The organism is Sphingopyxis sp. BSNA05 (assembly GCF_013265645.1).
Lineage (GTDB): Bacteria > Pseudomonadota > Alphaproteobacteria > Sphingomonadales > Sphingomonadaceae > Parasphingorhabdus.
In genome coordinates this window covers 1-26417 of the sequence record NZ_PYIA01000058.1, presented here as the reverse complement: position 1 = coordinate 26417, position 26417 = coordinate 1, and the positions used below count along the sequence as shown (strand labels likewise).

The window sequence follows — 26417 nt, the reverse complement described above, 5'->3', positions numbered from 1 at the left end:
CACCCGTTAAATGAATCGGGATCGATAGAGTGAGCGGACAAATGAAGGATATTTCCGAAGCTGTAGAGGGCGACAATGAACCGGCTGCGGGATCGCGTTCCAACAGGAAACTACGCCTGTTCATCCTCGCGGCGGTGATCGTGGCCGTTCTTGCAGGTGCCTGGTGGTATTATCGTTATGTTACCTACGGGCAATACATGCAGTCAACCGACAATGCCTACGTTGCAGCGGACAGTGTGGTGGTCTCTTCCAAGGTGGCCGGATACGTCGATGCGGTGCTGGTTTCGGAAAACCAACAGGTTGCCCGCGGCGAAGCACTGGTCCAGCTCGACCTGCGTGATTACCGCGCCCAAGCCGCTCAGGCACGCGCCCAGATCGCGGCCACGGTGGCCGGTGCCGACACGATCCGCTCGCAGGTGAGCGAACAGAACGCCGCGATCCGCCAGGCGCGCGCGCAATTGGCCGTCGCGCGCGCGACGCTAGACCTTGCCAACAAACAGGTGAACCGCTATCGCCCGCTCGCCGCCAGCGGGGCGGAACCGCGCGAAAAACTCGACCAGTACGTGACACAAGCGCAGCAGGCTCGGGCCGAACTTGCCTCCGCGCAGGCTGCGGTCGCGGCCGCCACAGGCGCCGCGCCACGTTGTTTGAGCAGATCGAGCAGACCCGGGCACAGGCCGATGCTGCTCGCGCGCAGCTCGATGTTGCCGACCTCAATGTCTCTTCGACCCGGCTGGAAGCGAGCAGGGCAGGGCGCATTGGTGACCTGTCGGTCCGGGTCGGGCAGTTCGTCCAGCCCGGCCAGCGGCTCATGACTCTGGTGCCGGTGAGCCAGATCTACGTTACCGCCAATTTCAAGGAAACGCAGGTCGGTCTCGTGCGACCGGGTCAGCCGGTCAGACTCGAAGTGGATGCATTGCCAGATGGCAAGATTGCTGGAACGGTGGACAGCATCTCGCCCGGAACCGGGGCCGAATTTTCGATTTTGCCACCAGAAAACGCGACCGGGAACTTCACCAAGATCGTCCAGCGTATCCCGGTCCGCATATCCATCGACGCAGCACCCGAAGTGCGCCGCCTGCTCGTGCCCGGCATGTCGGTCGTCGCTACCATCGACACCCGCGGTGCCGTCGGCGAACTCGAAGAGATTTCGAGCGCTGCCGAATGACCGAGGCAGCGCCTGCCCAAGCTGGCCCGACCGGTGCTCCAACCAAGCCGCAGAATGCCGACGTCACTGCCTGGGTCGCGGTGGTGGCGGGCGCGCTCGGCGCTATGCTGGCGACCTTGGACATCTCAATCGTCAATTCCGCGCTTCCCGTCATTCAGGGCGAAATCGGGGCGACCGGTACCGAGGGCACCTGGATCGCTACCTCCTTTCTCGTCGCCGAGATTGTCGTCATCCCGCTCAGCGCCTGGCTGGAGCGCCTGTTTGGCTTGCGTACGCTGCTCATCATCGCCGTGACTGCGTTTACAGGCTTCTCGATACTATGCGGGATCGCGACCGATCTGACGACTATGATTATCGGTCGTACAGGTCAGGGATTTATGGGCGGCGTACTGATTCCGACTGCGATGACGATCGTGGCGAAGCGGCTGCCTCCCCACCAGCAACCCATCGGTATGGCGCTGTTCGGCATGACCGTCGTCTTAGGTCCGGTCATGGGGCCGCTGATCGGCGGATGGTTGACTGAGAATCTTAGTTGGCACTACGCCTTCTTTGTCAATGTCCCGGTCTGCGCGACCCTCCTCTTGCTCCTATTCGTAGGTTTGCCACACGAAAAGCCGAACTGGGAATATCTGACCCAGGCAGACTGGGCCGGTATCCTTGGCATGATTCTCGGGCTTGGTGGACTGACGGTCGTGCTGGAGGAAGGCCACCGCGAGGAATGGTTCGATTCCTCTCTCATCCGATGGCTTACCCTGATCACTGTAATCGGGTTCGCGTCCCTCATCTACGGTCAATTGTACGCCTCCAAACCCGTTCTTAAACTCCGGCTACTCTTAAGTCGGCAATTCGGGAGCGTCGCTGTGATGGCGCTCGCGTTGGGGATGGTGATGTATGGCTCGATCTACGTTATCCCACAGTTCCTGGCGATTATATCTGATTACAACGCCTTCCAGACCGGGCTGGTAATCTTCTGGATGGGTGTGCCGGCGTTCCTGTTGATGCCGGTTCTACCCTTCATGATCCGTCGCGTTGATATCCGCATCGCAGTAGGGGCTGGTATGCTCTTGATGGCCCTTAGCTGTTTTGTGAGCACCAGCCTTACAGCCGAATCCGGTGGCGCAGTGTTTACCGAAAGCCAGCTAATACGCGGGGTGGGTATGATCCTGGCGATGATGTTCCTCAACCAGGCGACTGTTGCCTCGGTGGCGAAGGACGAAGCCGGCGATGCTTCGGGCATCTTCAATGCCGCGCGCAATCTGGGGGGTCATTCGCATTAGCGGGCCTCGCCTCGTTCCAGGACCAGCGCACCTGGCATCACAGCCGCCGGATGGAAGAAACTCTGAATGCAAACAGCGTCTCGCTGCAGAGCTACCTGGATTCGCTGGCGCGGACCTTCGGCGGTATGGATGAAGCAATGGCCGTGCTGGACCGGACCATCCAACGTGAAGCCTTTGTTATGACCTATAACGACGTGTTCTTCGTGATGGGTCTGTTGACGGTGATAACGGTGCCGCTTGTCGTGTTCCTCAAGCCGCTGCCCAAGAACGTTTCCCTCTCGATGCACTGATACCGACATGATCCGAAAATCAATTCCTTTTCTTCTTATTGCCGCCACTCTGGCAGGATGCACCGCCGGCCCAGACTATGCGGGGCCGCCCGAGTTGGCTGCCGCCGGCGGAGCCGGGGGTTTCATCCGGGCCGGCGACAAAGTGAGCAGCACAGTGCCGGAACTCGCCGAGTGGTGGATTCTACTCGACGATCCCGGACTCGATCGACTGATCGAGGCGGCGCTCGCCGATAATCCTTCGCTGGAGGCGGTGGGTGCGCGCATCGCGCAGTCCCGCGCATCCCTCGCGCAGGAAAATGCAGGCCGTCTGCCATCGCTTGGCACCCAAGCAACGGTCGTGCAGGGCCGTCTGCCGGGTTTAGACATTCAGGGCGGTCCGCCACTTCCTCCAGGGACGCCCGGAATGCCGCCAGAAGAGGAAGACGATACCATCAGTTTTTATAATGCCGGCCTCAACGCCAATTGGGAGATCGATTTTGGTGGCGGGACCGGGCGGCGGATCGAGGCAGCCAATGCACAGTTGGCCGCTGCCGTAGCGAATGCCGAGGATGCGCGAGTCCAGCTAACTGCAGACGTCGCCAACGCCTATGTGAACCTGCGCGAGGCACAGCAGCGGTCGTGCGGTACCGCCTGCAAAGCGAGTTGCAGGAGCAGATACTCGTTCTGACCTATCAGCGTTATCAGCAAGGTACCCTACCGCTGTTTCCGGTCGGAAATGCTAATGCAGAACTGGAGTTGCTCAAGTCGCAACTGGCCGAGGCCGAAGCAGATGAGGCCGTGTTGCTCGATGCGCTCGCCGTTCTGACCGGGCGCGCTCCGGGAGCGCCTTCTCTCGAAGTTGCACCGATTGGCGAGATCCCCCTGCCGCCCGAAAGAGTGGCGGTAGGTGATCCCGCTAGTCTCATCGCGCGGCGGCCCGATATCCGCGCCGCTGAACGCACCTTGGCCGCCGCGACGGCGCGGGTCGGTGTGGCCGAGGCTGCGAAGTTTCCGAAACTCTCGTTCATGGGCATCCTCGGGCTGGGGGGAACCTCGCCGGAAGATATCTTCGACGTAGGCGAGTTTTCTGCCATTGCGATTCCGCGCCTGCAATGGAATTTCCTTGATTTCGGAAGGGTCGACGCGTCGATCGACCGGGCAGGTGCGGCTCGCCGCGAGGCTGCTGCAAATTACCGGCAGACCGTGCTTGCAGCTTTGCAGGATGCCGAGCGCGCCTTAGCCCGTTTCGCGCAGCAGCGCGCTGCGCTGGCGGCTTTGATCCAGGTCAAGCGACATGCCGATAAATCGGCGGATCTCAACCGGCAGCGCTTTGAGTCGGGGGCGATCTCGCGCATCGATCTCAACCGGACTTTGCGCGAGCAGGAGAAGGCCAATACGGACTTGGCCCGGGGCAGAGCTGCCCTTACTCTTGCGTGGATTGCGGTGCAAAAATCGCTCGGCCTGGGATGGCAGGCGCCATCCTAGATGCCGACCCTACAGGTCACCGCATATATAGGCACCGCGCCCGCTAGCGAGCAATTTTTCATTCGGCCCGGTAACGCTGGTTTCGGCCACTGAAATTTGCTGACCGACTTTCACAATCAAACCGGTTGCGACGAGCGGGCCTGAGGTTGCCGGGCGATGATAATCGACCCGCAGATCGGCAGTAGCCTTTACTTTCGTGCCCTGTGCAATGAGGGCGTAGAAACCGGTCAGGTCGATCAGAGACGCAAGTACGCCGCCATGGGCCGATCCGATTATAGGATTGGAAACGATTTCGTCGCGCCATGGCATTTCGAGCTCCAGCCGCTGCGGAGTCAGCGACCTAACCTTCAGATCGAGCCACGCATGGAAAGGCGCGATACGGAGAATTTCCTCTATGCGTGCCCGATCTATTCGCGCTGGCGCCTCGCTCATGTTTCTCGCCCCCGCATGGAGTGATGTCGTTTCAGGAAATCGAGAATGGCGTGAGAAAACGAATCGTTCGCATCGCCCACAACCATGTGAGTGGCGCCGGCGATGTCGGTATATTCCGCATGCGGCGCAAGTTCGCGTAGATGCTCCACCGCGTCTTCGGAAACGAGGTCGCTCGAACCGCCGCGAATGAGATGGACCGGCAAGGTGAGGTTCTGGGTCGCCTGGCTTAATGCTTCAAATTGGCGTTGATGGCGCCCTTCATCGCGTTTGCTGACCGTCCTGCTGCTAAGGATAAAGGCTGGATCCCAATGCCAGTAATACCGCCCATCGGCTTTGTGTCGTAGATAGTTACGCAGCCCTTCGCCGCTCGACCGCTTGCGTCGAAGGGGCATATAACGCGCGATCGCTTCCGACGCCTCTTCGGGCGAGGCGAAACCGGTTTCGATATGCTCTTCCATAAATCCGACAATGCGGTTGACCCCGCTTACTTCCATCTGCGGTGCGATGTCGACAAGTGTCAGGGAAGCGAAGCTGCCGGGCGCCAAATCCCCTTCGGCGAGTATACCGGCCATTCCGCCCAGCGACGCCCCGACCAGCGCAAGCTTGCGCTCCATCCGTGATACGATGGCGACCAGATCGGACGCGAAATCGTGTGTTTCGTAAGCGCCATCGGCTGCCCATTCGCTGTCGCCGTGGCCCCGCATGTCGATGGCGATTGCGTGGAAACCCGCCTCCGCAAGGTCGCCGACCACGTTCTTCCATGCACGACGTGTTTGCCCACCACCATGAGCGAGCAGGACGGGCATCGCACCACTCTCGCCGTTGGCTTCGGCTGTGAGGGTCAAGCCTCCAGCTCCTTCAATGCTGACTGTTTCGCAATACATGGGACTACCCCCTAGCTTCCGGCGCCCCAAACAGTAAAGTTATTTAATGTCTCGCCTTTGAAGGAAACTCACCAGCTTATAGCTGGTAGAAGGCTTCAGCCGTTATTGTTTGCTCAGCACTATCCTCCAGAAAATGACCCGCTCGCAGACGAAGTCATTTTCTCGAGGGTTGTGCTCATGCCATATTCATGCGGGAGCCACACGGCTTTTCATCATCATTATCATATTGTCCGGACTCCAAAATACCGCTTCAAGGTGCTGCATGGGGAGGTCCGCCTGCGGGTGCGGGAGATCATCCGGCAGGTCTGCAGCGAACTGGGCGTGAAGATCATCCATGGCGTTCTGTCACGCGATCATGTGCATATGTTTGTCGAGATCCCGCCCCATATTGCAGTCAGCGACTTCGTGCGCCGGGCAAAGGGACGCTCATCGCGCAAGATACAGCAGGAGTTCGAGCATATCCGCAAACGCTACTGGGGCCAGCGCTTCTGGCAACGAGGCTATTTCTCGACCACCTCAGGCAATATCACCGACGACGTGATCCTCAATTATCTCGACAAGCATACTAACCCAAACAAAGCTGGCTTCAGCCCCAACCCGTGAACCTACATGGAGTAATCGCGGGAGCGTGTCGCCTTGACGGCATTTATGCAGTAAAGGGCTTTATATTATATTGAATTTACGATATGGTCACTATCATGACAACCGAAACAGCTACAATGAGCGCAAACGCGCAAGACGGCTTCCTGAATGAGACCGATGAGTTTGCGTTTTTGCTGGAGGAAGTACCGCGAGTCCTGCGCAAGTCATTTGATGAATCGATTGCCCAGTTCGGCTTGTCCCGCACCCAGTGGAGAACATTGGCCTATCTGATCAAGACCGAGGGAATGACGCAAACCGAGCTGGCAGTTTGCCTAGAACTGGAACGAGCTACGATCGGATTGACGATTGATCATCTTGAAAAACTGGAATTTGTCGAACGTCGGTCCGCAGAAGATGACCGGCGTGTCTGGCGGATATTCCTGCGTCCAAAGGCAATCGACATTATTCCGGAACTTCGGAAAGAAGCCAACGCCGTTTATCAGAAGATGTTCAAAGGCATTTCCAAAGCAGACTTGACCATCATACGAACCGCGATGGAAAAATGGTTGGGAATCTAAGGGTGTGCTGAACACGTCAGATCCCAAAATCTAACTGGTTCTGATCCTTCTCTCCCATAGGATCAGCTGGAGCGAGTGGCTGGGGCCACTCGCTCCCTTTTTTGGTATAAGCCAGTTATTGGCGTTGCTAGCGATCGACTCCTGCCGGAGCATAAATCAGGCAGTCATCCGCGGCTAGAAGTTGCTTAACGGGATGTACGACGTGGATAGAGTAGATATCCTCATCCTTATATACAGCGGATATGATCTACACTGCGCCATGTAGCCGTTGGACGGCATAGCGCCCGAGACTACCGAGAATCTCCCAGCGCGGATTGTGTTTGCTTGTAAGAATACCGAAGAGGTGGTCGACCGACCGACAAGAGGGCGGGTTGTGTTGAAAAACTCGGTCTTGTCAGCATTGTAGAGATGCGATTCAGCATTCCTGTAGAGGCGGGAGATGCTGCGATGATGGGCGAGCGGACGGTGATGCAGGAGGCGCTGTTTTCGGGTCGATGGTCCGGCAACCAATTTGCTCGCTGTTTTCGGTGACTGGCAAGTGGTTCAGCCGAGCGTTGCCAAAGCACTTGATCGCCTTTTTCGGGGGAAGGTGAAGAGTTTGCGACCACCGACTGTGCTGCGCTGATGCCGCGCAGCTGGCAATGGCTCGACGGCTCTGCCTTTTCAACTCATGGAGACCTTATGCAAGTCGCGTTTGGTCTGGATCCAATCAATACCGACAAACCGCTCATGTATCAGGGTGTTCGGATCGGTTTTTCGGCCCGACCGAAGATGTGTCGTTGCCCACTATCGAACATGGTATTGATTTTGAAGGCGAGTTCGGTGTTATTGTAGATCATGTTCCAATGGGAACATGCGCTACGGACGCAACGAAACACATCAGACTAATCGTCAAAATCAACGACTGCTCTTTGCGCGCGATTGCTCCGATAGAAATGGCAACCGGCTTTGGTTGGGTGCAGGCAAAACCGGCCTGTTCGATGGTGCCCTTTGCGGTGACACCCGATGAACTGGGTGAAGTCTAGAAAGATGGCGTGTTTGACACGACTTATAAATTGACTTGTACGGTGAACGTTTTGGTGCAGCCATGGATTTTGGTTTCCAGGGACTGGTTGCTCATGCTGCATTGACGCGCGATCTGGTAGCGGCAACGATTATTGAGTCGGGTACCGTTTCCGATTCAAACTATACAGAAGTCGGATCAAGCTGTATTTCAGAGGTTCGTGCGATCGAGGTGATCCGCGACAAGGGCCTAGCCACAACGCCGTTCCTGTCTTTTGGTGACCCTATTCGCATCGAAGGGCGCGGAATTGACGGCTCATCCCCATGTGGTGTGATCGACCAGCAGGTCGTTCAAGCCTGACGTGCGACTGCCACTTTCTGAAAATAGTATAGGAAAGCCTGATTTGTCATGCCAAGATCGCTCAATTGAAATTGTTTTCAATTGAACCTATTTGGTTGATCTTTTTGACCATGTTCTAGAATGAGCGTGAAATCCATAGGGTGCGATGAGAACAAAAAGAGAGTATCCGCACTTACATTGCACTTACAGCGGTGATATAAGAATTCAGCATTTTGAAAAATGGCTGAAAACTGGCCGGGACGAGAGGATTCGAACCTCCGATCCCCCCAGCATCGACTGCTCAGGATAACGCGATCATCTTTAGCCAGGATTGTTCAATCAGTGTTTATTTTGTCAGAAAAAAGATTACCATGACACATCTTATTCGTCTGCCCTCTGGTGTTGTTTCGCTGAACACCTAAAGCTCTTGTTCGCATCGCAATTTGAATCGTGATACAACGCAACTATGACCAAGCCAGATCCAGCAACATTGAAAATTGTGGCGGCGCTAATTCGAACCCGCATGGACCGCCTTTCCGGCGATCAGCGACTTGATGGTCTAGAGCGCCTTGGAGCATATCGTGAGTTCAATCAATTGGCGAAAGATCTTGACGCGACCGCAGTCGAGTTTACTCGCGACGAGAAATGGTAGCAGGCGCCGCTACCGGAAATCGTTTTTACATTTATCACTGTTTTGGGTTGGATGGTTCGTTGGTTTAGCAATCAACGCTGTTGTATTCCCTACCTTTGAAAGAACTGGTCCATCATCAGTTCTTCGAATATTGGAATTTCTTCCATTTGCTACCCAAAATGCTACCCAAGTTGCAAATATTGCAACTTCGAATATCATTCTGTCAGAAAATCGTTTATCTTCAACGTATTATGGTGAGCCCTGCTGGGTTCGAACCAGCGACCTACTGATTAAAAGTTAGTATTTGCGGCAAGTGTCCGGATGGTGATGTTTGGCACTATTCCAATTCAGGCGATCTCATATTTGAAGAACCTATCTGGTTGGCGCAAATATTCCTCCGATGATGATCCCCGGGATGATGGTGATGCTTTGGAGAACAAAAACAGAAAATCTGCACTTACATTGCACTTACAGCAGTGATATAAGAATTCAGCATTTTAAAAAATGGCTGAAAACTGGTCGGGACGAGAGGATTCGAACCTCCGACCCCCACACCCCCAGTGTGATGCGCTACCAGGCTGCGCTACGTCCCGACCGAGGCTGGGCATATATGGTGGTCGGGGAAGCTTGGCAAGTCGTTTGCGTCATGTTCGCAACCTTTCCCGAATACGGATTTCGTTGCACCTGTGACAAGCGCGTGATAGGCGCGCGCAACATCTGGGTCGGCTGTTTCGGGGCTTGAAACAAGAGCCCGGGCAGCACACATAAAAATTGCAACAATCGGGACGAGTTCATGACATCAATCACTATATTATCTGCTGCAGCTGGTGCCGGCGGGGCCGGAGGCTTTCTGATTTCGGTAATGCCGCTGGTGCTTATTTTGCGGTTTTCTATTTTCTGCTCATTCGTCCGCAGCAAAAGAAGATGAAAGAGCATCAGGCAAAGGTCGGCGCGGTCAAGAAGAATGACGAAGTCGTGACCGGCGGCGGACTGGTCGGCAAGGCGGTCAAGGTTGACGATGAATATGTCGAAGTCGAAATCGCCAATGGCGTCCGTGTCAAGGCGATCAAGGCGACGTTGACCGATGTCATGCCACGCGGCGGTGCCAAACCCGCGAACGACTGATCGCGGTGATATAGAAAGTTAATTTCGATGCTCGATTTCCCGCGCTGGAAAGTCATTTCCATTTCTCTGCTGCTGGCCTTTGGCGTGCTGATGTCCATACCCAGCCTGCTTGGCGAGAATGGCCGGCAATATTGGCCGAGCTTTCTGCCGAATGTAACCATCAATCTGGGGCTCGATCTCCAGGGCGGCAGCCATATCCTGCTGGAAGCGGATCCGGCCGATGTCGCGACTGCTCGGCTCGAGACGATGGAAGAATCGGTGCGCGCGGAAATGCGCCGCGCCAGTCCGCGGATTGGCATCGGCGATATATCCCGGCGCGACGGTGTATTGAGCTTCATGGTGCGCGACAGTACCCAGGTCGATGCAGCGCGTGATGCGATCGTGCCGCTGACCAGCGGGGCAGGCCTGACCGGCCAGCGCGACTGGGACATCGAAGTGCGCGACGATACGCGCTTTGTCCTGACCCCGACCGCAGCGGGTCTGGAAAATGCCGTCGAGAATGCCATGGAAACGGCGACCGACGTGATCCGCCGCCGGATCGACGAAATGGGCACGCGCGAACCCACGATCATCCGCCAGGGCGATAACCGGATCGTGGTGCAAGTACCGGGACTGGATGATCCGGAAGCGCTGAAGGCGCTGCTCGGACAGACCGCGAAACTGGAATTCAAGCTGGTCGACAATGAGGCCGACCCCAATGCGGTGGCCGCAGGCCGGGCACCGGTGGGCAGCCAGATTTTCCCCTATCCCGACAATCCGACCGGATTGCCGAATATTGCGGTCAAGCGGCTCGGCGGGATCAGCGGCGACAAGCTTACCGACGCCGGCCAGGGCTTTGACCAGCAAACCAACGCGGCGGTGGTCAATATCACGTTCGACAGCGAGGGCGGGGCCAAATTCGCCCGGCTGACCCAGAATAATGTCGGCCGGCCCTTTGCCATCATCCTTGACGGCAAGGTGCTGTCCGCGCCCAATATCAACGAGCCGATCCTTGGTGGTTCGGCGCAGATTTCGGGCAATTTCTCGGTCGAAAGTGCGAACCAGCTGGCGATTGCCCTGCGGTCGGGTGCACTGCCGGTCGAACTGAAGATCGTCGAGGAACGCACCGTCGGTCCCGATCTCGGCAAGGATTCGATCGACAAGGGCATGATCGCCGCGATCATCGCTACCGTTGCCGTGCTGACCTTCATGGTCGTCACCTATGGCCGCTTTGGCATGTATGCCAATATCGCGCTGGCGCTGAACCTGTTCATCATCGTCGGGGTGATGGCGATGTTCAACGCGACTTTGACGCTGCCGGGTATCGCGGGTTTCGTGCTGACCGTCGGTTCTGCCGTTGACGCCAATGTGCTGATCAACGAGCGAATACGCGAAGAGCGACGGCGCGGGCGAAGGGTCATCCAGGCGATCGAAGTGGGCTATAAAGAGGCTTCGCGCGCTATTTTGACGCGAATATCACCAATATCATCGCCGGTGTGCTGCTGTTCATGTTCGGCTCCGGGCCGGTCAAGGGCTTCGCGGTCGTGCTGATGATCGGTATCGCCTCATCCGTCTTTACCGCCGTGGTCGTAACCAGAATGTTTGTGGCGCTCTGGGCAAGAAAAGCCCGTCCGCAGGAGTTGGTGATATGAAATTGATCAAGCTTGTTCCGGACGACACCAACATCAGCTTTCTGAAATGGCGCAATATCGCCATGGCTTTCAGCATTTTGACGATCATCGCGTCGATCGGGCTGGTCGCTGCCAAGGGGCTGAATTTCGGCGTCGACTTCATCGGCGGCCAGATGATCCAGGCGACCTTTACCGAAACGGAAACCGCGCCGATATCCGAGCTGCGCGACCGTATCGGCGGTCTCGGCTATGGCGAAGCGACGATCCAGCGATTTGGCGATGCCAATGAAGTCTCGATCCGGATGCGGCTGCCGGCCGAAGCCGAATCGCGCCCCGAAGCGGCGAATGAAATGACCGAAAAATCGTTTCGACGCTGCGCACCGATCATCCCGATGTCCGCATCGACGGGGTCGAGTCGGTCTCCGGCAAAGTGTCGTCGGAACTGTTCGAGAAGGGCACTTTCTCGCTGATTGCTGCGATTATAGCGATCTCCATCTATATCTGGATCCGCTTCGAGTGGCAGTTCGGTGTCGGCGCCCTGTTCGCGCTGGTGCACGACGTTGCGCTGACCTTCGGCCTGTTCGCGCTGACGCAGATGGAATTCAATCTCAATATCGTCGCGGCTCTGCTGACAATCATCGGCTATTCGCTCAACGACACGATCGTGGTGTTCGACCGTATCCGCGAGAATCTGAAGAAATATCGCAAGATGGATATCATCGCCTTGCTCGACCTGTCGGTAAACGAGACGCTGGCGCGGACGGTGATGACCAGCTTGACCATGCTGATCGCGCTGGGCGCCTGATCCTCTGGGGACCGGATGTGATTTTCGGCTTCTCCGTGGCGATGTTCTTCGGCGTGTTCGTCGGTACCTATAGCTCGGTCTATATGGCTGCTCCGATCCTGATCTGGCTCAAGGTTGGCCCGGACACATTCGTCCCCGCTGAATCCGACAATGACAAGGCAGAGAAACTCGGTGGACCAGAGCAGGTTGGCTGACCCTTGGTAGAGTTACGCAAGGATGTCGAATTTACCGGTCCGGTCATTACCGGCTTCACGGCTACGGGCTTCAAGAGCGGTGACCAGCGGTTCGAAAAGGGACTGCTGATCTCGCCCGAGCAGGTCATCGGCTGGGCGGCTCGGGTCTCGAGGCGCTGAACCTCGCGGACATATTGTCCAGCCTCGACCTGTCGCCCAAACCGGAATTTCTCCTGCTCGGCAGCGGCCCGTCGATGCTGCAGCCGCCTGCCGCTTTCCGTCGGGAAGTGGAGGCGGCCGGCATGGGGCTTGAGGTCATGGACAGCCGCGCTGCGGCGCGGACCTGGGGTGTGCTCCGGGCTGAAGAACGCTGGATAATCGGCGCCTTTCTGCCGCTCGCCTAATATTGGCCGGATGCCTGCCGCAAGATGGCCAGCAGCTGATCACCGTTATTCTGCCAGCTGAACTGGCTGACCGATGACCGGACCACATCCTGCGCCGGCGGGTCGGCAAGCAGCGCTTTTGCGGCTTCGACAATCGCTTCGACGCTTTGGTCGACTATCCGTCCGGCATCCGGGCTGATCACCAGCTCCCGCGCCCCACCGGCCGCGCTGATGATCAGCGGCGTACCGCAGGCAAGCGCCTCAACCCAGGCATTGGCCAGGCCTTCGGATTGCGACACGAGAATCGCGATATCGGCGGCGGCAGTGAGGTGCGGCAGCTGATCATGCGGAACGCTGCCGAGGAAACGGACGCGCCCCGCGACGCCCAGCTGTCTGGCGAGCGCCCGATATGTCTGCTCCTGGTCGCCCGCGCCGCGAGCATCAACGTGGTCCCGGGAATATGGGGCAGGGCGCGGATCACCAAATCCTGGTTCTTGCGCGTGATCAGCGCGCCGGTGGTGATGAACAGCGGGCCGCTGACCCCCAGGGCCTGCTTGGCTGCTGTCCTGTCGACAGGGATGAACTTCTCCTGATCCAGTCCGGTATAGTGAACGGAAATCTGGCCTCCATCCATGCCAAGGGCGACCATATCCTGCTTCAGCGCCCCGGACACCGCCAGCAGAGCGCCGGCCTTGTCAGCAGCCTCGAGGATCTGGGCGCGGCATTTCGGATCACTGCGCCAGTGATGGATGTCCGCCCCGCGCGCCTTGATCGTGAAGGGAATGCCCAGAGCAGCGGCAAGGCGCATCGCAGCCGGCCCGTCGGGATAGAAAAATTCCGCATCGATGATATCGAAGGGCGCTTTCGCGTGTAATTTTTCACCAGCGGCAGGACCGCCTCGGCGATGCGGCGCGGATTATCGGCTCCGCCGAACCGGGGGATCAACCTGAACCGGGGGCGATAAACGTCCAGCCCCCGCCACTCTTCACGCTCCGGCAGAGATTGCAGCACCCTATATTGTCCAAGCCTGTTCAGGGGGAAGGGCGGCATCCCGACCGGATTGATGACTGTAACATCTGCTTCAGCGCGGCCCGCGAGCTCGGCAGTCTGCCGCTCGACAAATATCCCGAAATTGGGCGCTGCCGCATTGGGGAACAGGGTCGACAGGGTCAGCACACGCAGCGGCTGGGTCATGGCAAGCGTCCCGGCATCCGGTCCCTAAAGCTCCCTTACCAGCCGCACCGCGACGCCGATCCATTCGGGGTCGCTGACAATCTGCTGCCGCGCGCCGCTGCCCAGCGGCAGGATTTGCAGCTTGTTGTCCTGACGACCGATAAGGCGACCGAACAGAAAGCGCCCGGCGGGGCGAGGGACCAATATGTCCCGGTTGAGCGCGCTGCCAAATTGATCGGCGCTCCGCCGGGAAAGCCAGACATCGTCGCCGGCGCGATAGTCGCCGACGCTGCTCTTGACGCGCAGCGCCACCATCGCCGGCTCGATCGCCGGTTGATATATATGCTCGACCTTGCCGAGCGCGTGTGCGCCCTTGTGATCGAGAATGGCGGCGACCGGCAATTCCTCCTGATCGGGCAGCGACAGGAGTGCCGCGCTGTCCACGCCCAGGGCATCGGCAATCCGGTTCAGCCAGCCGAGTGACAGGGTCCGGGTGCCGGTTTCGAGCCGCCCGATGGTCTGGGCGGTTGTCGGCGGCTCGCACCGCATCGCGACATCGTCGAGCGTCAGTCCCTTGGCCTTGCGAACGTCTCTGATACGGCTGATCATAAATATCTCCAAACCTATATGGTTTTATCCTTTCCTACAATATTGCCAAAATGGCAAGAGGGTTGCAAGCCAAAGAGGAGATTATATGTCCGCCAGCAGAACCAGAAGAGACAAATCACCATCCGGACCGCGTCTGCTCGCCGAACGGGCGCTGCCGCAGGATGGCGAGGAAAGGCAGGGGCGCGAAGCGCCGCGCAGGCGGGCGCGCAGTGTCACGGTCAATCTCGCGGAATCGCCCCTGGGATGGCTTCACGCAAGAGGCCATTTGTCCGACCGGCAGTTTGACGCCGGGGAAAAATTGCGGGCCGACTGGGAACGGGCCAATCTGGCGCCCAGCGTGACGATGCGATGGGATGCCGCGCCGGTGGCCGGCGGCAAGCGGGCTGCGCCGCACGTCCTGAACGAGACGGAAGCGCAGCTTTCGGCCAGGCTGCGTTTCGAGAATGCGATCGATCATCTGGGCAGCGACCTGTCCGATATCGCCTGGCGGATTATATGCGGCGGGGAGGGGACTCCGGCCGCGGAGAAAAATCTCGGCTGGCCAGCGCGCTCCGGCAAGCTGGTGCTGAAAATCGCGCTGGACCGGCTGGCGGAATATTACCGCCTGCCCGGCTGATCAATTGTCGGCCAGCCGCTCGACTTCTTCTGCCAGTTCCAGCCAGCGCATTTCGGCTTCGTCTTTCTCGTCGATCAGGGCGCTATTCTCTTTGGTCAGCGCCTCGAAACGCGGAAAATCCCGCGTATACAGATCGGGGTCGGCGAGCGTCTTTTCGATCTCCGCCATACGCTGTTCGATAGCCTCGATTCGCGCGGGCAGAAGATCATAGTCGCGCTGGTCCTTGTAGCTCAATTTCTTGCTGGAGCCCGCAGCCCTGGGGCTTCCCTGGCTGCCGGACTGAGCGGATTTGGAAGCCGCTTTCTGCGCCGGTGCCCGCGGCTTGCGACGGGCTTCCCATTCGGCATAGCCGCCGGCCACAATATCGACCGTTCCGCTGCCATCGAGGCCGAGCGTTACCGTCACCGTGCGATCGAGAAAATCGCGGTCATGGCTGACCAGCAATACCGTGCCTTCATAATCGGCGATCACTTCCTGCAGGAGATCGAGCGTTTCCAGGTCGAGGTCGTTGGTCGGCTCGTCAAGCACCAGCAGGTTGGACATCCGCGCAAATTCGCGCGCCAGCAGCAGCCGGGACTGTTCGCCGCCGGACAATGTACCGACCTTGGCGTCGATCAGCGACGGCGCGAACAGAAATTCCTTGAGATAGCCCTGCACATGTTTCTTGTCGCCGCGCACATCGACCCAGTCGCTGCCATCGGCGAGCACGTCGCGGACCGTTTTATTGCCTTCGAGCAAGCTGCGCTGCTGGTCGATAAACACACCGTTGAGCGTCTTGGCGAGCGTCACTTTGCCGCTATCCGGTTCCAGTTCGCCGGTCAGCATCTTCAGCAATGTCGTCTTGCCGGCGCCATTGGCCCCGACGATGCCGATCCGGTCGCCGCGCTGGATGCGCAGCGAAAAGTCGCGAATGATCTGGCGATCACCGAAAGACTTGGAGATATTCTCGGCAGTGATTACCGACTTGGTGCGGCTGTCATCGTTCTGGATCTTGAGATTGGCGGTACCGGCCGGGCCGATCATCGCGGCGCGGGCCGCGCGCATTTCCCACAGTTTCTCGAGCCGTCCCTGATTGCGCTTGCGCCGCGCGGTGACGCCGCGTTCCAGCCAGCGCGCTTCGAGCTTCAGCTTTGCGTCGATCTTGCTGGCCGCCTGCGCCTCGTCCGCATGGATTTTCTCCATCCAGGCGTCATAGCCGCCAAAGCCGATTTCCTGACGCCGCAGCGCACCGCGATCCAGCCAGATCGTCTGTTTGGTCAGCCGGGTCAGGAAGGTTCTGTCATGCGAAATGGTGATGAACGCGCCCTTGTACGCCCGAGCCAGTCTTCCAGCCAGTCAATCGCCCCGAGATCGAGATGGTTGGTCGGCTCGTCCAGCAGCAACAGATCGGGGTCGGACGCCAGCGCCCGGCAGATCGCCGCCCGGCGTTTCTCGCCGCCGCTGGCTTTGGCCGCTCCCTTGGACAGATCGGTGCCCAACTGATCGGCAATGGCCTCGACCTCGTGGAGGGCAGGGCCTTGCTCGCCCGAAACGGCAAAGTCTCGCAGGGTTTCGAACGGCGTGAAGTCGGGTTCCTGCTCCAGATAGACGATATTCGTGCCCGGGGGGATCATCCGCTGGCCCTTGTCCGCTTCGATCTGGTCGGCGATCAGGCGCAGCAGCGTCGTCTTGCCGGCGCCATTGCGGCCGATCAGGGCAAGCCGGTCACGCGGTCCGACGTGCAGGTCGAGATTCTCGAACAGCCAGCCTTCGCCTTGATGGAGCGAGAGATTCTCATATGCAAAGATCGGGGGTTGAGCCATGGTTCCCGGGCGTTAGGGCCAAGCGGGCCCGGGCTCAAGTCTTCTCTTTTAAACAAAGGCCATTGACCTGCCGCGCCATATCGGATTGTTAGAAATGCAGAGGCTATTTCGGGGGCAGGTGGAAAAATTGGATATAATCTATCTGAATGGCGAATATGTCTCCAAGTCTTCTGCCAAAATCTCGATTTTTGACCGTGGCCTGCTGTTTTCCGATGCCGTCTATGAGGTGATCTCGGTGATCAATGGCCGCCTGATCGATATGGATCGTCATGTCAGCCGGCTTGAACGATCGCTCGGCGAGCTTTCGATCAATGCCTCTGCCGACTGGTCGGCCATGTCGCGGAATCTGGTGGCGCAAAATGATTTGCAGGAAGGCGTGGTCTATCTGCAGATATCGCGCGGGGTGATGGACGAGCGGGATTATCGCTGGCCCAGCCCGGATACCGCCCCGACAATATTCGCCTTTGCCCAGCCCCGGGTGCTGGTCGCCAACCCGATGGCCGACCGCGGCATGACAATCATTACACGCCCTGACCTGCGCTGGCAGAGATGCGACATCAAGACCACGCAGCTGCTTTACGCGTCGCTCATGAAAATGGAGGCGATGGCAGCCGGGGTCGATGATGCATGGATGGCGCATGGCGATATGATCACCGAAGGAACGTCCCAGAATGCCTACATCATCAGCCAGGACGGCGTACTGATTTCGCATCAGCTTGATCGTCGCATCCTGCCCGGCGTCACCCGTATCGAAATGCTCGAGCAGGCGAAATCGATGGAACTAACAATCGAAGAGCGCGCTTTCTCCATAGACGAGGCAAAAAAGCGGCGGAAGCCTTTGTGACATCGTCCACATTGCTGGTCATGCCGGTCGTCGAGATCGACGGCCACAGGATCGGTGACGGACGACCGGGAGAAAAACCGGGAAGATCCGGCAAAACTATTTAGCCGCCGTTCAGAGAGCTTCGTCTACAACGAACTGAATCAATGGAGAACATCATGAAATTCCCAATTTTACTGGCCGGAGCGGCTCTGGCCCTGAGCCCGATCACTATGGCGCAGGCCGCGAATGTCGAAATTGTCGCCCAGAACCCGGTGATTGAGCTGAGCGTATCGGAACAGGTCGACAGCGCGCCGGATACGGCGATGTTCAGCACCGGCGTTGAAACCCGGGCGAAAACGGCGACCGAGGCGCTGCGCCAGAACTCGGTCCAGGCCCGGGCGGTCATGAACCGGCTCAAATCACTCGGCATCGCCGAAAAGGACATTCAGACCACCGGCATCAATCTGCGCGCCGATTATGACTATGACCAGGAAAGCCGGCAGAACCGCTTTGTCGGCTATGTCGTTTCCAATCAGGTCTCGGCAACCGTGAATGACATATCGAAGCTGGGTGAAATTCTCGATGCGATTGTCAGCAGCGGTGCGACCAATTTGAACGGGCCGTCTTTCTCGATCAGCGATGACAGCAAGCTGAAGGATCTCGCGCGGGAACGGGCGCTCGCCAATGCCAAGGCTCGGGCCATGAGCTATGCCCGGGCAGAAGGATATAGCGGTGTTCGGGTACTGTCGATCAGCGAAGGCATGTCGCATCAATCCGATGCACCGATGATGCGGATGGAGGCTTCTGCTTCCTCGTCCGCGCCGCCGGTTGCTCCGGGGCAGGTCGGAACCGTCGTTTCGCTCAATATCACCTATGAAATGACCCGATAATTCTATACTTGCCGAGACAAACCTTATTCACGTGATGTTAAAACCACCGGGCCTAGGAGGGTGCTGATGTTGAAAATAACTGCCTTTTTGCCCCTTCTGGTGCTTGGTGTGTCGGCTGTCGCGCCGCAGGCTTCTGCTGCCGACCGTCGTGGCGAGCAGAATGAGGCGCGCGCCAGATGATGGCGGGCAAGGTGAAGTCGATCCGTTCGATCGAAAACCGGATTTTGCCGCAAATGGGCGACAGCGAATATATCGGTCCCGAATTCGACCCCGGCGCGCAGGTCTACCGGCTGAAATTCATCCGCGATGGCCGGGTGATATTCGTTGACGTCGATGGCCGGACCGGCACCATATTGCGCCAGTCCCGCTGATCAGCAGCGACAGTCGCAATTTTCTAATATCATTGTGCCTTTGGGGGATGGTGATATAGGCTATTCCTGAAAATCAGGCATTATTTCGGAGGACAAGCATGCGCGTCTTGATCGTTGAAGACGAACCTACGCTGGGTCAGCAGCTCAAATCGACACTGGAAGCCAATGGCTATGCCATCGACCTGTCGACAGACGGCGAGGACGGCCATTTCATGGGCTCGACCGAGGATTATGACGCGGTCATTCTGGATCTCGGCCTGCCCGAAATCGACGGACTGACCGTGCTCGATCGCTGGCGCAAGGAAGAGCGCAATTTTCCGGTGCTGGTATTGACCGCCCGCGACAGCTGGTCGGACAAGGTCGCCGGTCTGGATGCCGGCGCCGATGACTATCTGGCCAAGCCTTTCCAGACCGAGGAACTGATCGCCCGGCTGCGCGCGCTTATCCGCCGCGCTTCGGGCAATGCCTCTTCGGAGCTGACCGCCGGCAATGTGCGTCTCGACACGCGGTCCGGCAAGGTCACGCTCGACGGCAGTCCGGTCAAGCTCACCGCCCAGGAATATAAGCTCCTCTCCTATCTGATGCACCACAAGGGCAAGGTCGTGTCGCGAACCGAACTGATCGAGCATATTTACGATCAGGATTTCGACCGCGATTCCAACACGATCGAGGTGTTTGTGACCCGCATCCGCAAGAAGCTGGGCGCCGAGGTCATTTCCACGATCCGGGGGCTTGGCTATAGTCTAGAGGATCCCGAAGCCTGAATGAACCGGCCCAGATAGATCGTCCGCTCGAAGAAAAGGCACCGGCAACCCAATCTCGGCTAGGCACGCAGACCACCGGATCGCTCGGTCGAAGGATGATCGGCATCGCTGCGGCCTGGATCGTGATCCTGCTGTTCGGGGGCGGCTTCGCGCTGGACCGGGTGCTGAACGACGCGGTGACCCGCAATTTCGACAATCAGCTGGAATATGTGCTGACGGCGATGATCGCGTCCGCCGAAATCGGGCCGGATGGCGAGGTTTTCCTCAACCGGCCGCTCGGTGACCAGCGCTTTCTGGAGCCCAATAGCGGGCTTTACTGGCAGATCAGCGGCAAGGGCCACGACGATTTTCCCTCGCGCTCGCTGTGGGACCGGACGCTGTTCTCGAACATCGCCCATGATGACCGCGAAACCCATATTTATGACAGCAACCAGTTCCCCGACGAGCCGCTGCGCGTGCTCGAGCGCACGATCATCCTGCCCGACAGTGACACCAAATGGCTGTTCCAGGTGGCGCAAAGCCGCGACGGTCTGGACGGCCAGATCGCCAATATCCGGTCGATATTGGTCAACAGTTTCCTGATACTGGCGCTCGGCCTGATCGGCATGGCGGCGCTGCAGACGCTCTACGGTCTCTGGCCGTTGCGCAAGATCCGCAGCGCCATCGCGGCCATGCGGACCGGCCAGCAGCGCCGGGTGGTCGAACCGATGCCGATCGAGGTCACGCCGATGGTCGATGAACTCAATGCCTTGCTCGACCATAATGAAAAGCAGGCAGAGGAGGCGCGGCGCCACGCCGGCAATCTCGCCCACGCGCTGAAAACCCCGCTGACGGTGATCATGAACAGCGCCACCGCCAAGGCCGATGATCTGGCCGATACGGTGATCCGCGAGGCCGGTGTCATGCGGCGGCAGGTTGATCATCACCTTGCGCGGGCACGGGCGGTGGGCCGGCGAGGCCATGCGCACAGCAGGGCGAAAGTCTGGCAAAGCCTGCAGGCCGTCGAACGCGCCGTCGGGCGACTCTATCCGCATGTCCGGATCGATATAGACGGCGACAAGGATGCGGTCGCATCGGTCGAGCGTCAGGATCTCGACGAAATGATCGGGAATCTGGTCGAAAATGCCGCCAAATATGGCGGCGGCAGCGTCTTCATCACGGTCGAAAGCGGGGACGAATTTGTCGAGCTGCTGATCGAGGATGACGGCCGCGGTATTCCCGAAGCGGAGCGCCAGCGCATATTCGACCGCGGCGTGCGGCTCGACAGCGGCAAGCCCGGAACCGGGCTCGGTCTGGCCATCGTGCGAGATGTGGCGGAAATATATGAAGGCTCAGTATCGCTTGAGGAAAGCGAAGATCTGGGCGGCCTGCTGGTGCGCCTGCGATTGCCGAAGAGCGAGATTGTCGAAGCTTAGCTCAGGGGGCGCAAATTGCCCTTATAGAGGGTGAGCCGTCCAACCAACGGCAAGCCAATTTCAACGTCAAAATGGAACTTGTTCTCTGCTTCATATTCTCTGGCCTCGATTTTCGGTGCCAGGGCAAGTGGAAAGCGTATTCCAAAGCAATAGGCTTTGCGGATGTGCATCGACAGGCCATCTTCCGTGCGCCGCAATTCCATCGCAAATTGGAAGGGGACAAATTGTTCGGCCAAGAGATCGTCCATCTGACTCAATCTGCTGGCAAATCTCTGTCCGCCGAAATCCCGGACCCAGGTTTCGACGCCGTTTTCTTCTCTCATATGCACATGGGCTGGCCGGTTTGTCCCCGACGAAGGGAAGCCGAAAAGCTTGGAGACAAGAATGGCGATGGCGTTGCTGCCTCTGACCACCTCGGTGGTGCCAGTCATCCCCTGATCGCCTGACACCTGATGCGCATGTTGCACCGTTGGCGGAAGCCGGTCGAATTCCTGCCGCATCACTCGCCGATACAGATAATCCGGTTTAGGAATATCGACGATCTCCGTGTTGATTTCATACCGGTCGAAATAGGGTTCAAATTGCTCAAGTTGGAGAAGGCCGCTCGAACTGCGCGCGCCGGAATGCAATTCACCCTTCAATATCCTGTTTGCCAGCAACGGCGCCGCGAATGCCGGGATCCACATGCCGTGGCCTTTATCTGCTATTATGGTCCATTTTCGTTCGACGCCATTTGCTTCTTGCTGACCGGCAACGCGAATTTCCATCGCCGACCGGCTGCCGCCAAAGATCGATAAAAACGCTGAGCAAGCATCGCTGGACGTCTGAAGGCGGACAGGTCCCGCAGCCATCCCCATTTTACCGGCCATGTGAGCATCCCGAGCAGGAAATCCTGCAATCTGATATCGCTGCCGGCGCGAAATTCGCTGGCCGGCTTGCCGGTATATCGGGCGGGCAGGCTGTCCAGATCGGGTACGTCACAGAACCGCACCGACCTGATATGCGGTTTCATTCCGCTTATCTGGTAAGGGATACGGCGAGCTTCCTGCCAGCCTGTTGCCTGTCGCCATGTCCTGCCGCGCCAGATGCCGATATTCTTGCCTGCGTAACTGAGGATGGCTTCCGTTACCGACCGACTGGCATTCAACCGGTTGCTTGCGCTCAATGATGCGCGGATGGAATTGACGCTGTTCCAGTCTTTGACCAGCTCGTCGGTAACCGCGGCGCTCAGCGCAGGCAAAGTGCTGGCACCGGAAATAACGCATGTTCCGGCCAGCTTTGCCTTATGATCCAGCTCTGCAATCTGGTTCACAAAGGCCCGGCCATCCGAAAGGTCGAGATAGTGGATGCCCGCCTCGATACAGGCTTCGGCAACATCATAATCTTGTGCCTGGAAAGGCCCCGAAGCATCGATCAGTAAACAGATGTCGAGCGACCGTAGTCGATCCGCATCAATCTGTTGGCGATCGAGCCTATGCGGGATCATGGTTCCGGCAGAAAATTGCGAACAAAAGGATTCGGCCTTCGCGAGCGAGCGCCCCGCAACGAGGACTTCATGGCCGTCTTCAGCCAATAATTGACAGACTTTGGCGCCAAATCCACCATAGCCGCCGATGACGATTATCCGGTTCATATGATTTTGTCCGAAAGCGACGGTTGGTTAAGTCCGCATGCCTGGCGGCGGCCAAATATCTTGTACCGGTGGCGTGCAACCAGTGTGTAAACAGAATCCCTGACTGGTCGTGGAATGACCCTGAGCAATCCCAGGGCGCGCCAAGGCCAGCCCAGACGGTAGACCATCCGCAAGATCGCGTCGGACTTGCCCCAGACGAGCGATTGCTCAACCAACAGGAAGGTCTCGTAATTGTCGATGGGCATGTCCATTGCCTGGTAAATAGCTTCTCCCAGCTTGCCTTGTGCAGGCGTAAGCCGGACAATATTTCTGCGATCCATCCAAGCCAGAAACCGCATGGAACGGGAACACAGGATGCAATCGCTATCGAAAACGACAAGCGGAAATTTTTCCGGAATTTGGTCTGATTCTGGATATCCCGTCAGATCCAACAGGCGGGCGGCCATCGCCCTAGCTCTCGCCGCGGATCCGTTCGTGGTGGCGAATCACTTCGTCGATGATGAAGCGCAGGAATTTTTCGGAAAATTCGGGGTCGAGATTGGCGTCGCTGGCGAGCTGACGCAGCCGGGCAATCTGTTCCTTTTCGCGCGCGCCGTCGGCGGGAGGCAGCTGGTTTTTGGCCTTATATTCGCCGACCGCCTGGGTCACCTTGAACCGTTCGGCCAGCATGAACACCAGCGCCGCATCGATATTGTTGATGCTTTCGCGATATTGCTTAAGCTTTTCATCCATTTTGCGCTGCCCCGTTTCCGCCTGTTTCGATTTCGCCGTCTCATGCACGGGACGCAACCGAATATGGCCTGATTTCACTTGCCTTATCCCTAGTGAATTGCCACATCCGGTGCAACATGTCAGCAACGGTCCATCATATCGGGCGGGATAACGCGCCTTCACTAGAACCCATCATGTCTCTGGTCGCCAGCGACATGAACCAGGTCAACAGCGTGATTCTGGATCGCATGCAGTCCGAAATACCGCTGATCCCTGAACTGGCCGGCCATCTGATCGCAGGCGGCGGCAAGCGGATGCGTCCGATGCTGACGCTGGCCGCGGCAAAGCTCATCGGATATCCGGGTGACCGCCATTTCAAATTGGCGGCCGCTGTCGAATTCATCCACACGGCGACCCTGTTGCATGATGATGTGGTCGACGGCTCCGACATGCGGCGCGGAAAAACCGCCGCCAATCTCATTTTCGGTAATCCGGCGACCGTTCTGGTCGGTGACTTCCTGTTCAGCCGCTCGTTCGAGCTGATGGTCGAGGACGGCTCGCTCAAAGTGCTGAAGATATTGTCCAATGCTTCTGCTGTCATCGCCGAAGGCGAAGTCAACCAGTTGACCGCGCAGCGCAAGATCGAAACCAATGAAGACCGCTATCTCGATATCATTGGCGCCAAGACAGCTGCCCTGTTCGCAGCGGCCAGCCGGATTTCCGCCGTGGTCGCGGAATGCGACGACGAAGTCGAACTGGCGCTGGACAGCTATGGCCGCAATCTGGGCATAGCCTTTCAGCTGGTCGATGACGCGATCGACTATTCATCCGATCGCGAAACCATGGGCAAGGATGCCGGCGACGATTTCCGCGAAGGCAAGGTGACGCTGCCGGTCATACTGGCCTATGCCCGCGGCAATGACGAGGAGCGCAAATTCTGGAAAGACGCGATCATTGGGCATAAATCGTCCGATGACGATCTCGCCCGGGCGACTGAGTTGATCCACGCAACCGGAGCCATGGACGACACGATGTCGCGGGCCCGCCACTATGGTCAGCGGGCAATTGACGCACTCGGTATATTCGCTGCGGGCAAAGCGAAGGACGCGATGACCGAAGCGGTTGAATTTGCCATCTCCCGCGCCTATTGAGCCGGTTCAGGACAGGAACAGAATATGGCCGCACGAATTTATCAGATCCCCAGAAACGCCATGCAGTCGGGCAGGGCGCTGACCGACAAATGGGTGCTGGAATTCGAACCGGCGGAACCGCGCAAACCCGATCCGCTGACCGGTTGGGCCGGATCCGGCGATACCCAGCGGCAGGTAAAGCTGACTTTTGACAGCTGCGATGCGGCCAAGGCCTATGCCGACAAGCATGCAATTGCCTATGCTGTCATTCCCACGCCGCACAAGACGCTGAAAATACAGGCTTACGCCGATAATTTCCGCTAGCCGTTACCTGCCTGCGCAGGGAACAATGCCGAAATATTCAAACCAGCTGTAGAAACATCAGCAGCTTGACGTCGATACCGGCGCCTTCGCTGCGTTTGCTCTCGATAAAATCGGTCAGCCCGCTCAGGGCGACACGGTGGACGACAATATTCTCTCCGTCCACGCCGCCGCCATCACCGACCTTGGTCAAACCGCTGGCCCTGAACAGGGAAAAGCTTTCCGAAACCATTCCCGGCGAGGAATAATATTCGCCGCAATCCTCCATTGTATCCGCGCGATAACCGGTTTCTTCCTCCAGTTCGCGGATCGCCGCAATGGCGCTGTCTTCTTCGGCATTCTCGTCATGATCGCCGACAAGGCCGGCAGGCAATTCTATACAATATTTGCCAAGCGGAACGCGAAATTGCTCGACCAGCAGGACATGACCATCGTCAATCGCCAGGATGACCGCCGCCTTGATACCGCGGCTGCGCGAAACATATTCCCATTTGCCTTCACGCTTGGCCGTAATGAAACGGCCTTCCCACATGATTTCGATATTTTCCGACATATTTATCCCGTTCTTGCTGAGCCCGATGAAGCACGCCTGCCGCAAAAACCGACCGTCGACAAGCTCAAGGCGAAGGGAATGTCAGAGTTCGATCAGCCGGTCCGGCAGTTCGTTGGGATTCTGGTCGGATTTGGGGAAATGTTCGGCCAGGACGATGCCCATCTGGCGGACCGCTTCGGCCATGCCTTCGCCCGGCGTACCGGCGCGTACCAGATCGATCATGCCGACCATCGCTTCGCCCCAGACGTCCGGTTCCACCTTGGCGACAATAGCCTCATCAGCCACGATTTCCGCGCGATGTTCACGCATCGACAGATAGAGCAATATGCCGGTCCGTCCGACTGTGCGATGATCCGTGGACACCCGGAACAGGGATATCGCCCGCTTGCGCACCCGTGATTTCTTGATCGGTGGCGGGATGAGCAGGAAAAGCAGCGGCTTCCAGATCAGGATCAGGCGCGTACCAAAAATTTTAACGCTGCGAAGATGAACAGCGCCCAATAGGGCAGGGCGGTGATACCGCTCCAGCCGCCGGCCATCCAGTCGATGATGCCGAGATAGACTTCCGGAAACAGGCTGATCACCAGCAGGGCGGTCAGCGCCACCAGACCGGATATCGCCCAGGCGACATCACCATAATGGTCGGATTCGCCGGTCACGATGGTAACGATTTCGCCATCGGTCGTTTTCTCGGCCTGCGAGACTGCGGACGTGACAATCTTGTGGTCGTCCGGGGTGAACTGATTGACTTTAGCCATCACCATCCTCCCGAAGCGCCGCCGCCGCCAAAGCTGCCGCCGCCGCCGCCAAAGCCGCCGCCACCAAATCCGCCGCCGCCGAAGCCGGAACCGCCGCTGCCGCC

Annotated in this window: 31 protein-coding genes, 1 tRNA gene and 6 pseudogenes; 24 read left to right on the top strand and 14 right to left on the bottom strand. The window is 58.2% G+C overall.

Annotated elements, in window-relative coordinates; all coding sequences use genetic code 11:
- Positions 1 to 41: 41 nt before the first annotated feature.
- From C8024_RS06560 to C8024_RS21090, 5 genes and pseudogenes are all read left to right on the top strand, one after another.
- Positions 42 to 815 (top strand): HlyD family secretion protein, encoded by a 774-nt coding sequence (locus C8024_RS06560; RefSeq protein WP_254305640.1) that lies wholly within the window; start codon positions 42 to 44, stop codon positions 813 to 815.
- On the top strand, positions 734 to 1168 hold the full coding sequence (locus C8024_RS21100) for an HlyD family secretion protein (protein WP_254305648.1): 435 nt from the start codon (positions 734 to 736) through the stop codon (positions 1166 to 1168). The genes C8024_RS06560 and C8024_RS21100 overlap by 82 nt, the downstream gene beginning before the upstream one ends.
- Positions 1165 to 2735: pseudogene (locus C8024_RS06555) on the top strand (MDR family MFS transporter). Before C8024_RS21100 ends, C8024_RS06555 begins: the two are co-directional and overlap by 4 nt.
- A 142-nt stretch (positions 2736 to 2877) precedes the next feature.
- On the top strand, positions 2878 to 3402 hold the full coding sequence (locus C8024_RS21095; RefSeq protein ID WP_367947197.1) for a TolC family protein: 525 nt from the start codon (positions 2878 to 2880) through the stop codon (positions 3400 to 3402).
- Positions 3378 to 4199 (top strand): TolC family protein, encoded by an 822-nt coding sequence (locus tag C8024_RS21090; RefSeq protein WP_254305638.1) that lies wholly within the window; start codon positions 3378 to 3380, stop codon positions 4197 to 4199. Before C8024_RS21095 ends, C8024_RS21090 begins: the two co-directional genes overlap by 25 nt.
- 9 nt (positions 4200 to 4208) lie before the next feature.
- Here C8024_RS21090 and C8024_RS06545 read toward each other — a convergent pair whose 3' ends face one another.
- Together C8024_RS06545 and C8024_RS06540 are read right to left on the bottom strand one after the other, a co-directional pair.
- Complete coding sequence (locus tag C8024_RS06545; protein WP_100092230.1) at positions 4209 to 4631, bottom strand: hotdog fold thioesterase; 423 nt, start codon at positions 4629 to 4631, stop codon at positions 4209 to 4211.
- On the bottom strand, positions 4628 to 5476 hold the full coding sequence (locus tag C8024_RS06540; protein ID WP_240616807.1) for an alpha/beta fold hydrolase: 849 nt from the start codon (positions 5474 to 5476) through the stop codon (positions 4628 to 4630). The genes C8024_RS06545 and C8024_RS06540 overlap by 4 nt, the downstream gene beginning before the upstream one ends.
- 216 nt (positions 5477 to 5692) lie before the next feature.
- Here C8024_RS06540 and tnpA point away from each other — a divergent pair, with 216 nt between their 5' ends.
- From tnpA to C8024_RS06520, 5 genes are all read left to right on the top strand, one after another.
- On the top strand, positions 5693 to 6118 hold the full coding sequence (gene tnpA, locus C8024_RS06535; protein WP_100092228.1) for an IS200/IS605 family transposase: 426 nt from the start codon (positions 5693 to 5695) through the stop codon (positions 6116 to 6118).
- 95 nt (positions 6119 to 6213) lie between these two features.
- Positions 6214 to 6675 (top strand): MarR family winged helix-turn-helix transcriptional regulator, encoded by a 462-nt coding sequence (locus C8024_RS06530; protein WP_254305637.1) that lies wholly within the window; start codon positions 6214 to 6216, stop codon positions 6673 to 6675.
- A 779-nt stretch (positions 6676 to 7454) separates the two neighbouring features.
- A complete protein-coding gene (locus C8024_RS21085; protein ID WP_254305636.1) occupies positions 7455 to 7700 on the top strand; it encodes a fumarylacetoacetate hydrolase family protein in 246 nt (81 codons plus the stop codon).
- 62 nt (positions 7701 to 7762) lie between these two features.
- The gene (locus tag C8024_RS21080; RefSeq protein ID WP_254305635.1) at positions 7763 to 8038 is read left to right on the top strand and encodes a hypothetical protein; all 276 of its coding nucleotides are present in this window, start codon (positions 7763 to 7765) and stop codon (positions 8036 to 8038) included.
- Positions 8039 to 8483: 445 nt separating this feature from the next.
- On the top strand, positions 8484 to 8669 hold the full coding sequence (locus C8024_RS06520) for a hypothetical protein (RefSeq protein ID WP_100092225.1): 186 nt from the start codon (positions 8484 to 8486) through the stop codon (positions 8667 to 8669).
- A 495-nt stretch (positions 8670 to 9164) separates the two neighbouring features.
- On the opposite strand, the gene C8024_RS06515 is transcribed toward C8024_RS06520, so the two are convergent.
- Positions 9165 to 9241: transfer RNA gene (locus tag C8024_RS06515), tRNA-Pro, on the bottom strand.
- A gap of 200 nt (positions 9242 to 9441) precedes the next feature.
- Here C8024_RS06515 and yajC point away from each other — a divergent pair.
- From yajC to C8024_RS06490, 5 genes and pseudogenes are all read left to right on the top strand, one after another.
- A pseudogene (gene yajC / locus C8024_RS06510) lies at positions 9442 to 9773 on the top strand (preprotein translocase subunit YajC).
- A gap of 27 nt (positions 9774 to 9800) precedes the next feature.
- Positions 9801 to 11404: pseudogene (gene secD / locus C8024_RS06505) on the top strand (protein translocase subunit SecD).
- Positions 11401 to 12382: pseudogene (gene secF / locus C8024_RS06500) on the top strand (protein translocase subunit SecF). Before secD ends, secF begins: the two co-directional pseudogenes overlap by 4 nt.
- Positions 12383 to 12385: 3 nt before the next feature.
- Positions 12386 to 12541 (top strand): hypothetical protein, encoded by a 156-nt coding sequence (locus tag C8024_RS06495; protein WP_173203624.1) that lies wholly within the window; start codon positions 12386 to 12388, stop codon positions 12539 to 12541.
- Positions 12542 to 12555: 14 nt separating this feature from the next.
- Entirely contained in the window at positions 12556 to 12765 is a 210-nt protein-coding gene (locus C8024_RS06490) for an Mth938-like domain-containing protein (protein WP_254305634.1), read from the top strand.
- Here the strand turns inward: C8024_RS06490 and C8024_RS23080 are convergent.
- Complete coding sequence (locus tag C8024_RS23080) at positions 12762 to 13133, bottom strand: glycosyltransferase (RefSeq protein ID WP_367947203.1); 372 nt, start codon at positions 13131 to 13133, stop codon at positions 12762 to 12764. The two genes, C8024_RS06490 and C8024_RS23080, sit on opposite strands and share 4 nt — an antisense overlap.
- Here C8024_RS23080 and C8024_RS23075 point away from each other — a divergent pair.
- A complete protein-coding gene (locus C8024_RS23075; protein WP_367947204.1) occupies positions 13035 to 13337 on the top strand; it encodes a hypothetical protein in 303 nt (100 codons plus the stop codon). The genes C8024_RS23080 and C8024_RS23075 overlap by 99 nt on opposite strands.
- Positions 13338 to 13390: 53 nt before the next feature.
- Here the strand turns inward: C8024_RS23075 and C8024_RS23070 are convergent.
- A pseudogene (locus C8024_RS23070) lies at positions 13391 to 13552 on the bottom strand (glycosyltransferase family 4 protein); the annotation flags it as partial.
- A 410-nt stretch (positions 13553 to 13962) separates the two neighbouring features.
- Positions 13963 to 14526 carry a helix-turn-helix domain-containing protein gene (locus C8024_RS06480; RefSeq protein WP_173203622.1) on the bottom strand — a complete coding sequence of 188 codons (564 nt, stop codon included), beginning with the start codon at positions 14524 to 14526 and terminating at the stop codon, positions 13963 to 13965.
- An 85-nt stretch (positions 14527 to 14611) separates the two neighbouring features.
- Between C8024_RS06480 and C8024_RS06475 the strand changes: the two genes are divergently transcribed.
- Positions 14612 to 15142 carry a DUF6456 domain-containing protein gene (locus C8024_RS06475; RefSeq protein ID WP_173203620.1) on the top strand — a complete coding sequence of 177 codons (531 nt, stop codon included), beginning with the start codon at positions 14612 to 14614 and terminating at the stop codon, positions 15140 to 15142.
- On the opposite strand, the pseudogene C8024_RS06470 reads toward C8024_RS06475, so the two are convergent.
- Positions 15143 to 16944, bottom strand: a pseudogene (locus C8024_RS06470) (ABC-F family ATP-binding cassette domain-containing protein). It abuts the gene before it with no gap.
- Between the two features lie 118 nt (positions 16945 to 17062).
- Between C8024_RS06470 and C8024_RS06465 the strand changes: the two are divergent.
- The 5 genes from C8024_RS06465 (at position 17063) to C8024_RS06445 (ending at position 21207) form a co-directional block, all read left to right on the top strand.
- The gene (locus tag C8024_RS06465) at positions 17063 to 17788 is read left to right on the top strand and encodes an aminotransferase class IV (protein WP_217272045.1); all 726 of its coding nucleotides are present in this window, start codon (positions 17063 to 17065) and stop codon (positions 17786 to 17788) included.
- 155 nt (positions 17789 to 17943) lie between these two features.
- Complete coding sequence (locus C8024_RS06460) at positions 17944 to 18657, top strand: SIMPL domain-containing protein (RefSeq protein ID WP_173203618.1); 714 nt, start codon at positions 17944 to 17946, stop codon at positions 18655 to 18657.
- Positions 18658 to 18833: 176 nt separating this feature from the next.
- A complete protein-coding gene (locus C8024_RS21075) occupies positions 18834 to 19028 on the top strand; it encodes a PepSY domain-containing protein (protein WP_254305633.1) in 195 nt (64 codons plus the stop codon).
- 98 nt (positions 19029 to 19126) lie between these two features.
- Entirely contained in the window at positions 19127 to 19792 is a 666-nt protein-coding gene (locus C8024_RS06450; protein WP_089132861.1) for a response regulator transcription factor, read from the top strand.
- A gap of 95 nt (positions 19793 to 19887) precedes the next feature.
- A complete protein-coding gene (locus tag C8024_RS06445) occupies positions 19888 to 21207 on the top strand; it encodes a HAMP domain-containing sensor histidine kinase (RefSeq protein WP_173203616.1) in 1320 nt (439 codons plus the stop codon).
- Here the strand turns inward: C8024_RS06445 and C8024_RS06440 are convergent.
- From C8024_RS06440 to C8024_RS06425, 4 genes are read right to left on the bottom strand one after another with little or no spacing between them, the layout of a single operon-like run.
- Positions 21204 to 21893: a DUF4166 domain-containing protein gene (locus C8024_RS06440; protein WP_173203614.1), complete on the bottom strand. Its 690-nt coding sequence runs from the start codon at positions 21891 to 21893 to the stop codon at positions 21204 to 21206. The two genes, C8024_RS06445 and C8024_RS06440, sit on opposite strands and share 4 nt — an antisense overlap.
- 20 nt (positions 21894 to 21913) lie before the next feature.
- The gene (locus C8024_RS06435) at positions 21914 to 22840 is read right to left on the bottom strand and encodes a saccharopine dehydrogenase NADP-binding domain-containing protein (RefSeq protein WP_173203612.1); all 927 of its coding nucleotides are present in this window, start codon (positions 22838 to 22840) and stop codon (positions 21914 to 21916) included.
- Positions 22837 to 23286, bottom strand: a complete 450-nt coding sequence (locus C8024_RS06430; RefSeq protein ID WP_173203610.1) for a thiol-disulfide oxidoreductase DCC family protein — start codon at positions 23284 to 23286, stop codon at positions 22837 to 22839. The genes C8024_RS06435 and C8024_RS06430 overlap by 4 nt, the downstream gene beginning before the upstream one ends.
- 4 nt (positions 23287 to 23290) lie before the next feature.
- Positions 23291 to 23572, bottom strand: coding sequence for a chorismate mutase (locus C8024_RS06425; protein WP_173203608.1), 282 nt, complete (start codon positions 23570 to 23572; stop codon positions 23291 to 23293).
- A 116-nt stretch (positions 23573 to 23688) separates the two neighbouring features.
- Here C8024_RS06425 and C8024_RS06420 point away from each other — a divergent pair, with 116 nt between their 5' ends.
- A complete protein-coding gene (locus tag C8024_RS06420) occupies positions 23689 to 24702 on the top strand; it encodes a polyprenyl synthetase family protein (RefSeq protein WP_173203606.1) in 1014 nt (337 codons plus the stop codon).
- A gap of 24 nt (positions 24703 to 24726) precedes the next feature.
- On the top strand, positions 24727 to 25005 hold the full coding sequence (locus C8024_RS06415) for an ETC complex I subunit (protein ID WP_100095289.1): 279 nt from the start codon (positions 24727 to 24729) through the stop codon (positions 25003 to 25005).
- Between the two features lie 37 nt (positions 25006 to 25042).
- Here C8024_RS06415 and C8024_RS06410 read toward each other — a convergent pair whose 3' ends face one another.
- The 3 genes from C8024_RS06410 to C8024_RS23060 all read right to left on the bottom strand — a co-directional run bounded on the left by C8024_RS06410 (position 25043) and on the right by C8024_RS23060 (position 26313).
- Entirely contained in the window at positions 25043 to 25555 is a 513-nt protein-coding gene (locus C8024_RS06410) for an NUDIX hydrolase (RefSeq protein WP_254305632.1), read from the bottom strand.
- A gap of 81 nt (positions 25556 to 25636) precedes the next feature.
- Positions 25637 to 26056: a TPM domain-containing protein gene (locus C8024_RS23065; protein ID WP_367947196.1), complete on the bottom strand. Its 420-nt coding sequence runs from the start codon at positions 26054 to 26056 to the stop codon at positions 25637 to 25639.
- Positions 26008 to 26313: a hypothetical protein gene (locus C8024_RS23060; RefSeq protein WP_367947195.1), complete on the bottom strand. Its 306-nt coding sequence runs from the start codon at positions 26311 to 26313 to the stop codon at positions 26008 to 26010. Before C8024_RS23060 ends, C8024_RS23065 begins: the two co-directional genes overlap by 49 nt.
- Positions 26314 to 26417 lie beyond the last annotated feature (104 nt).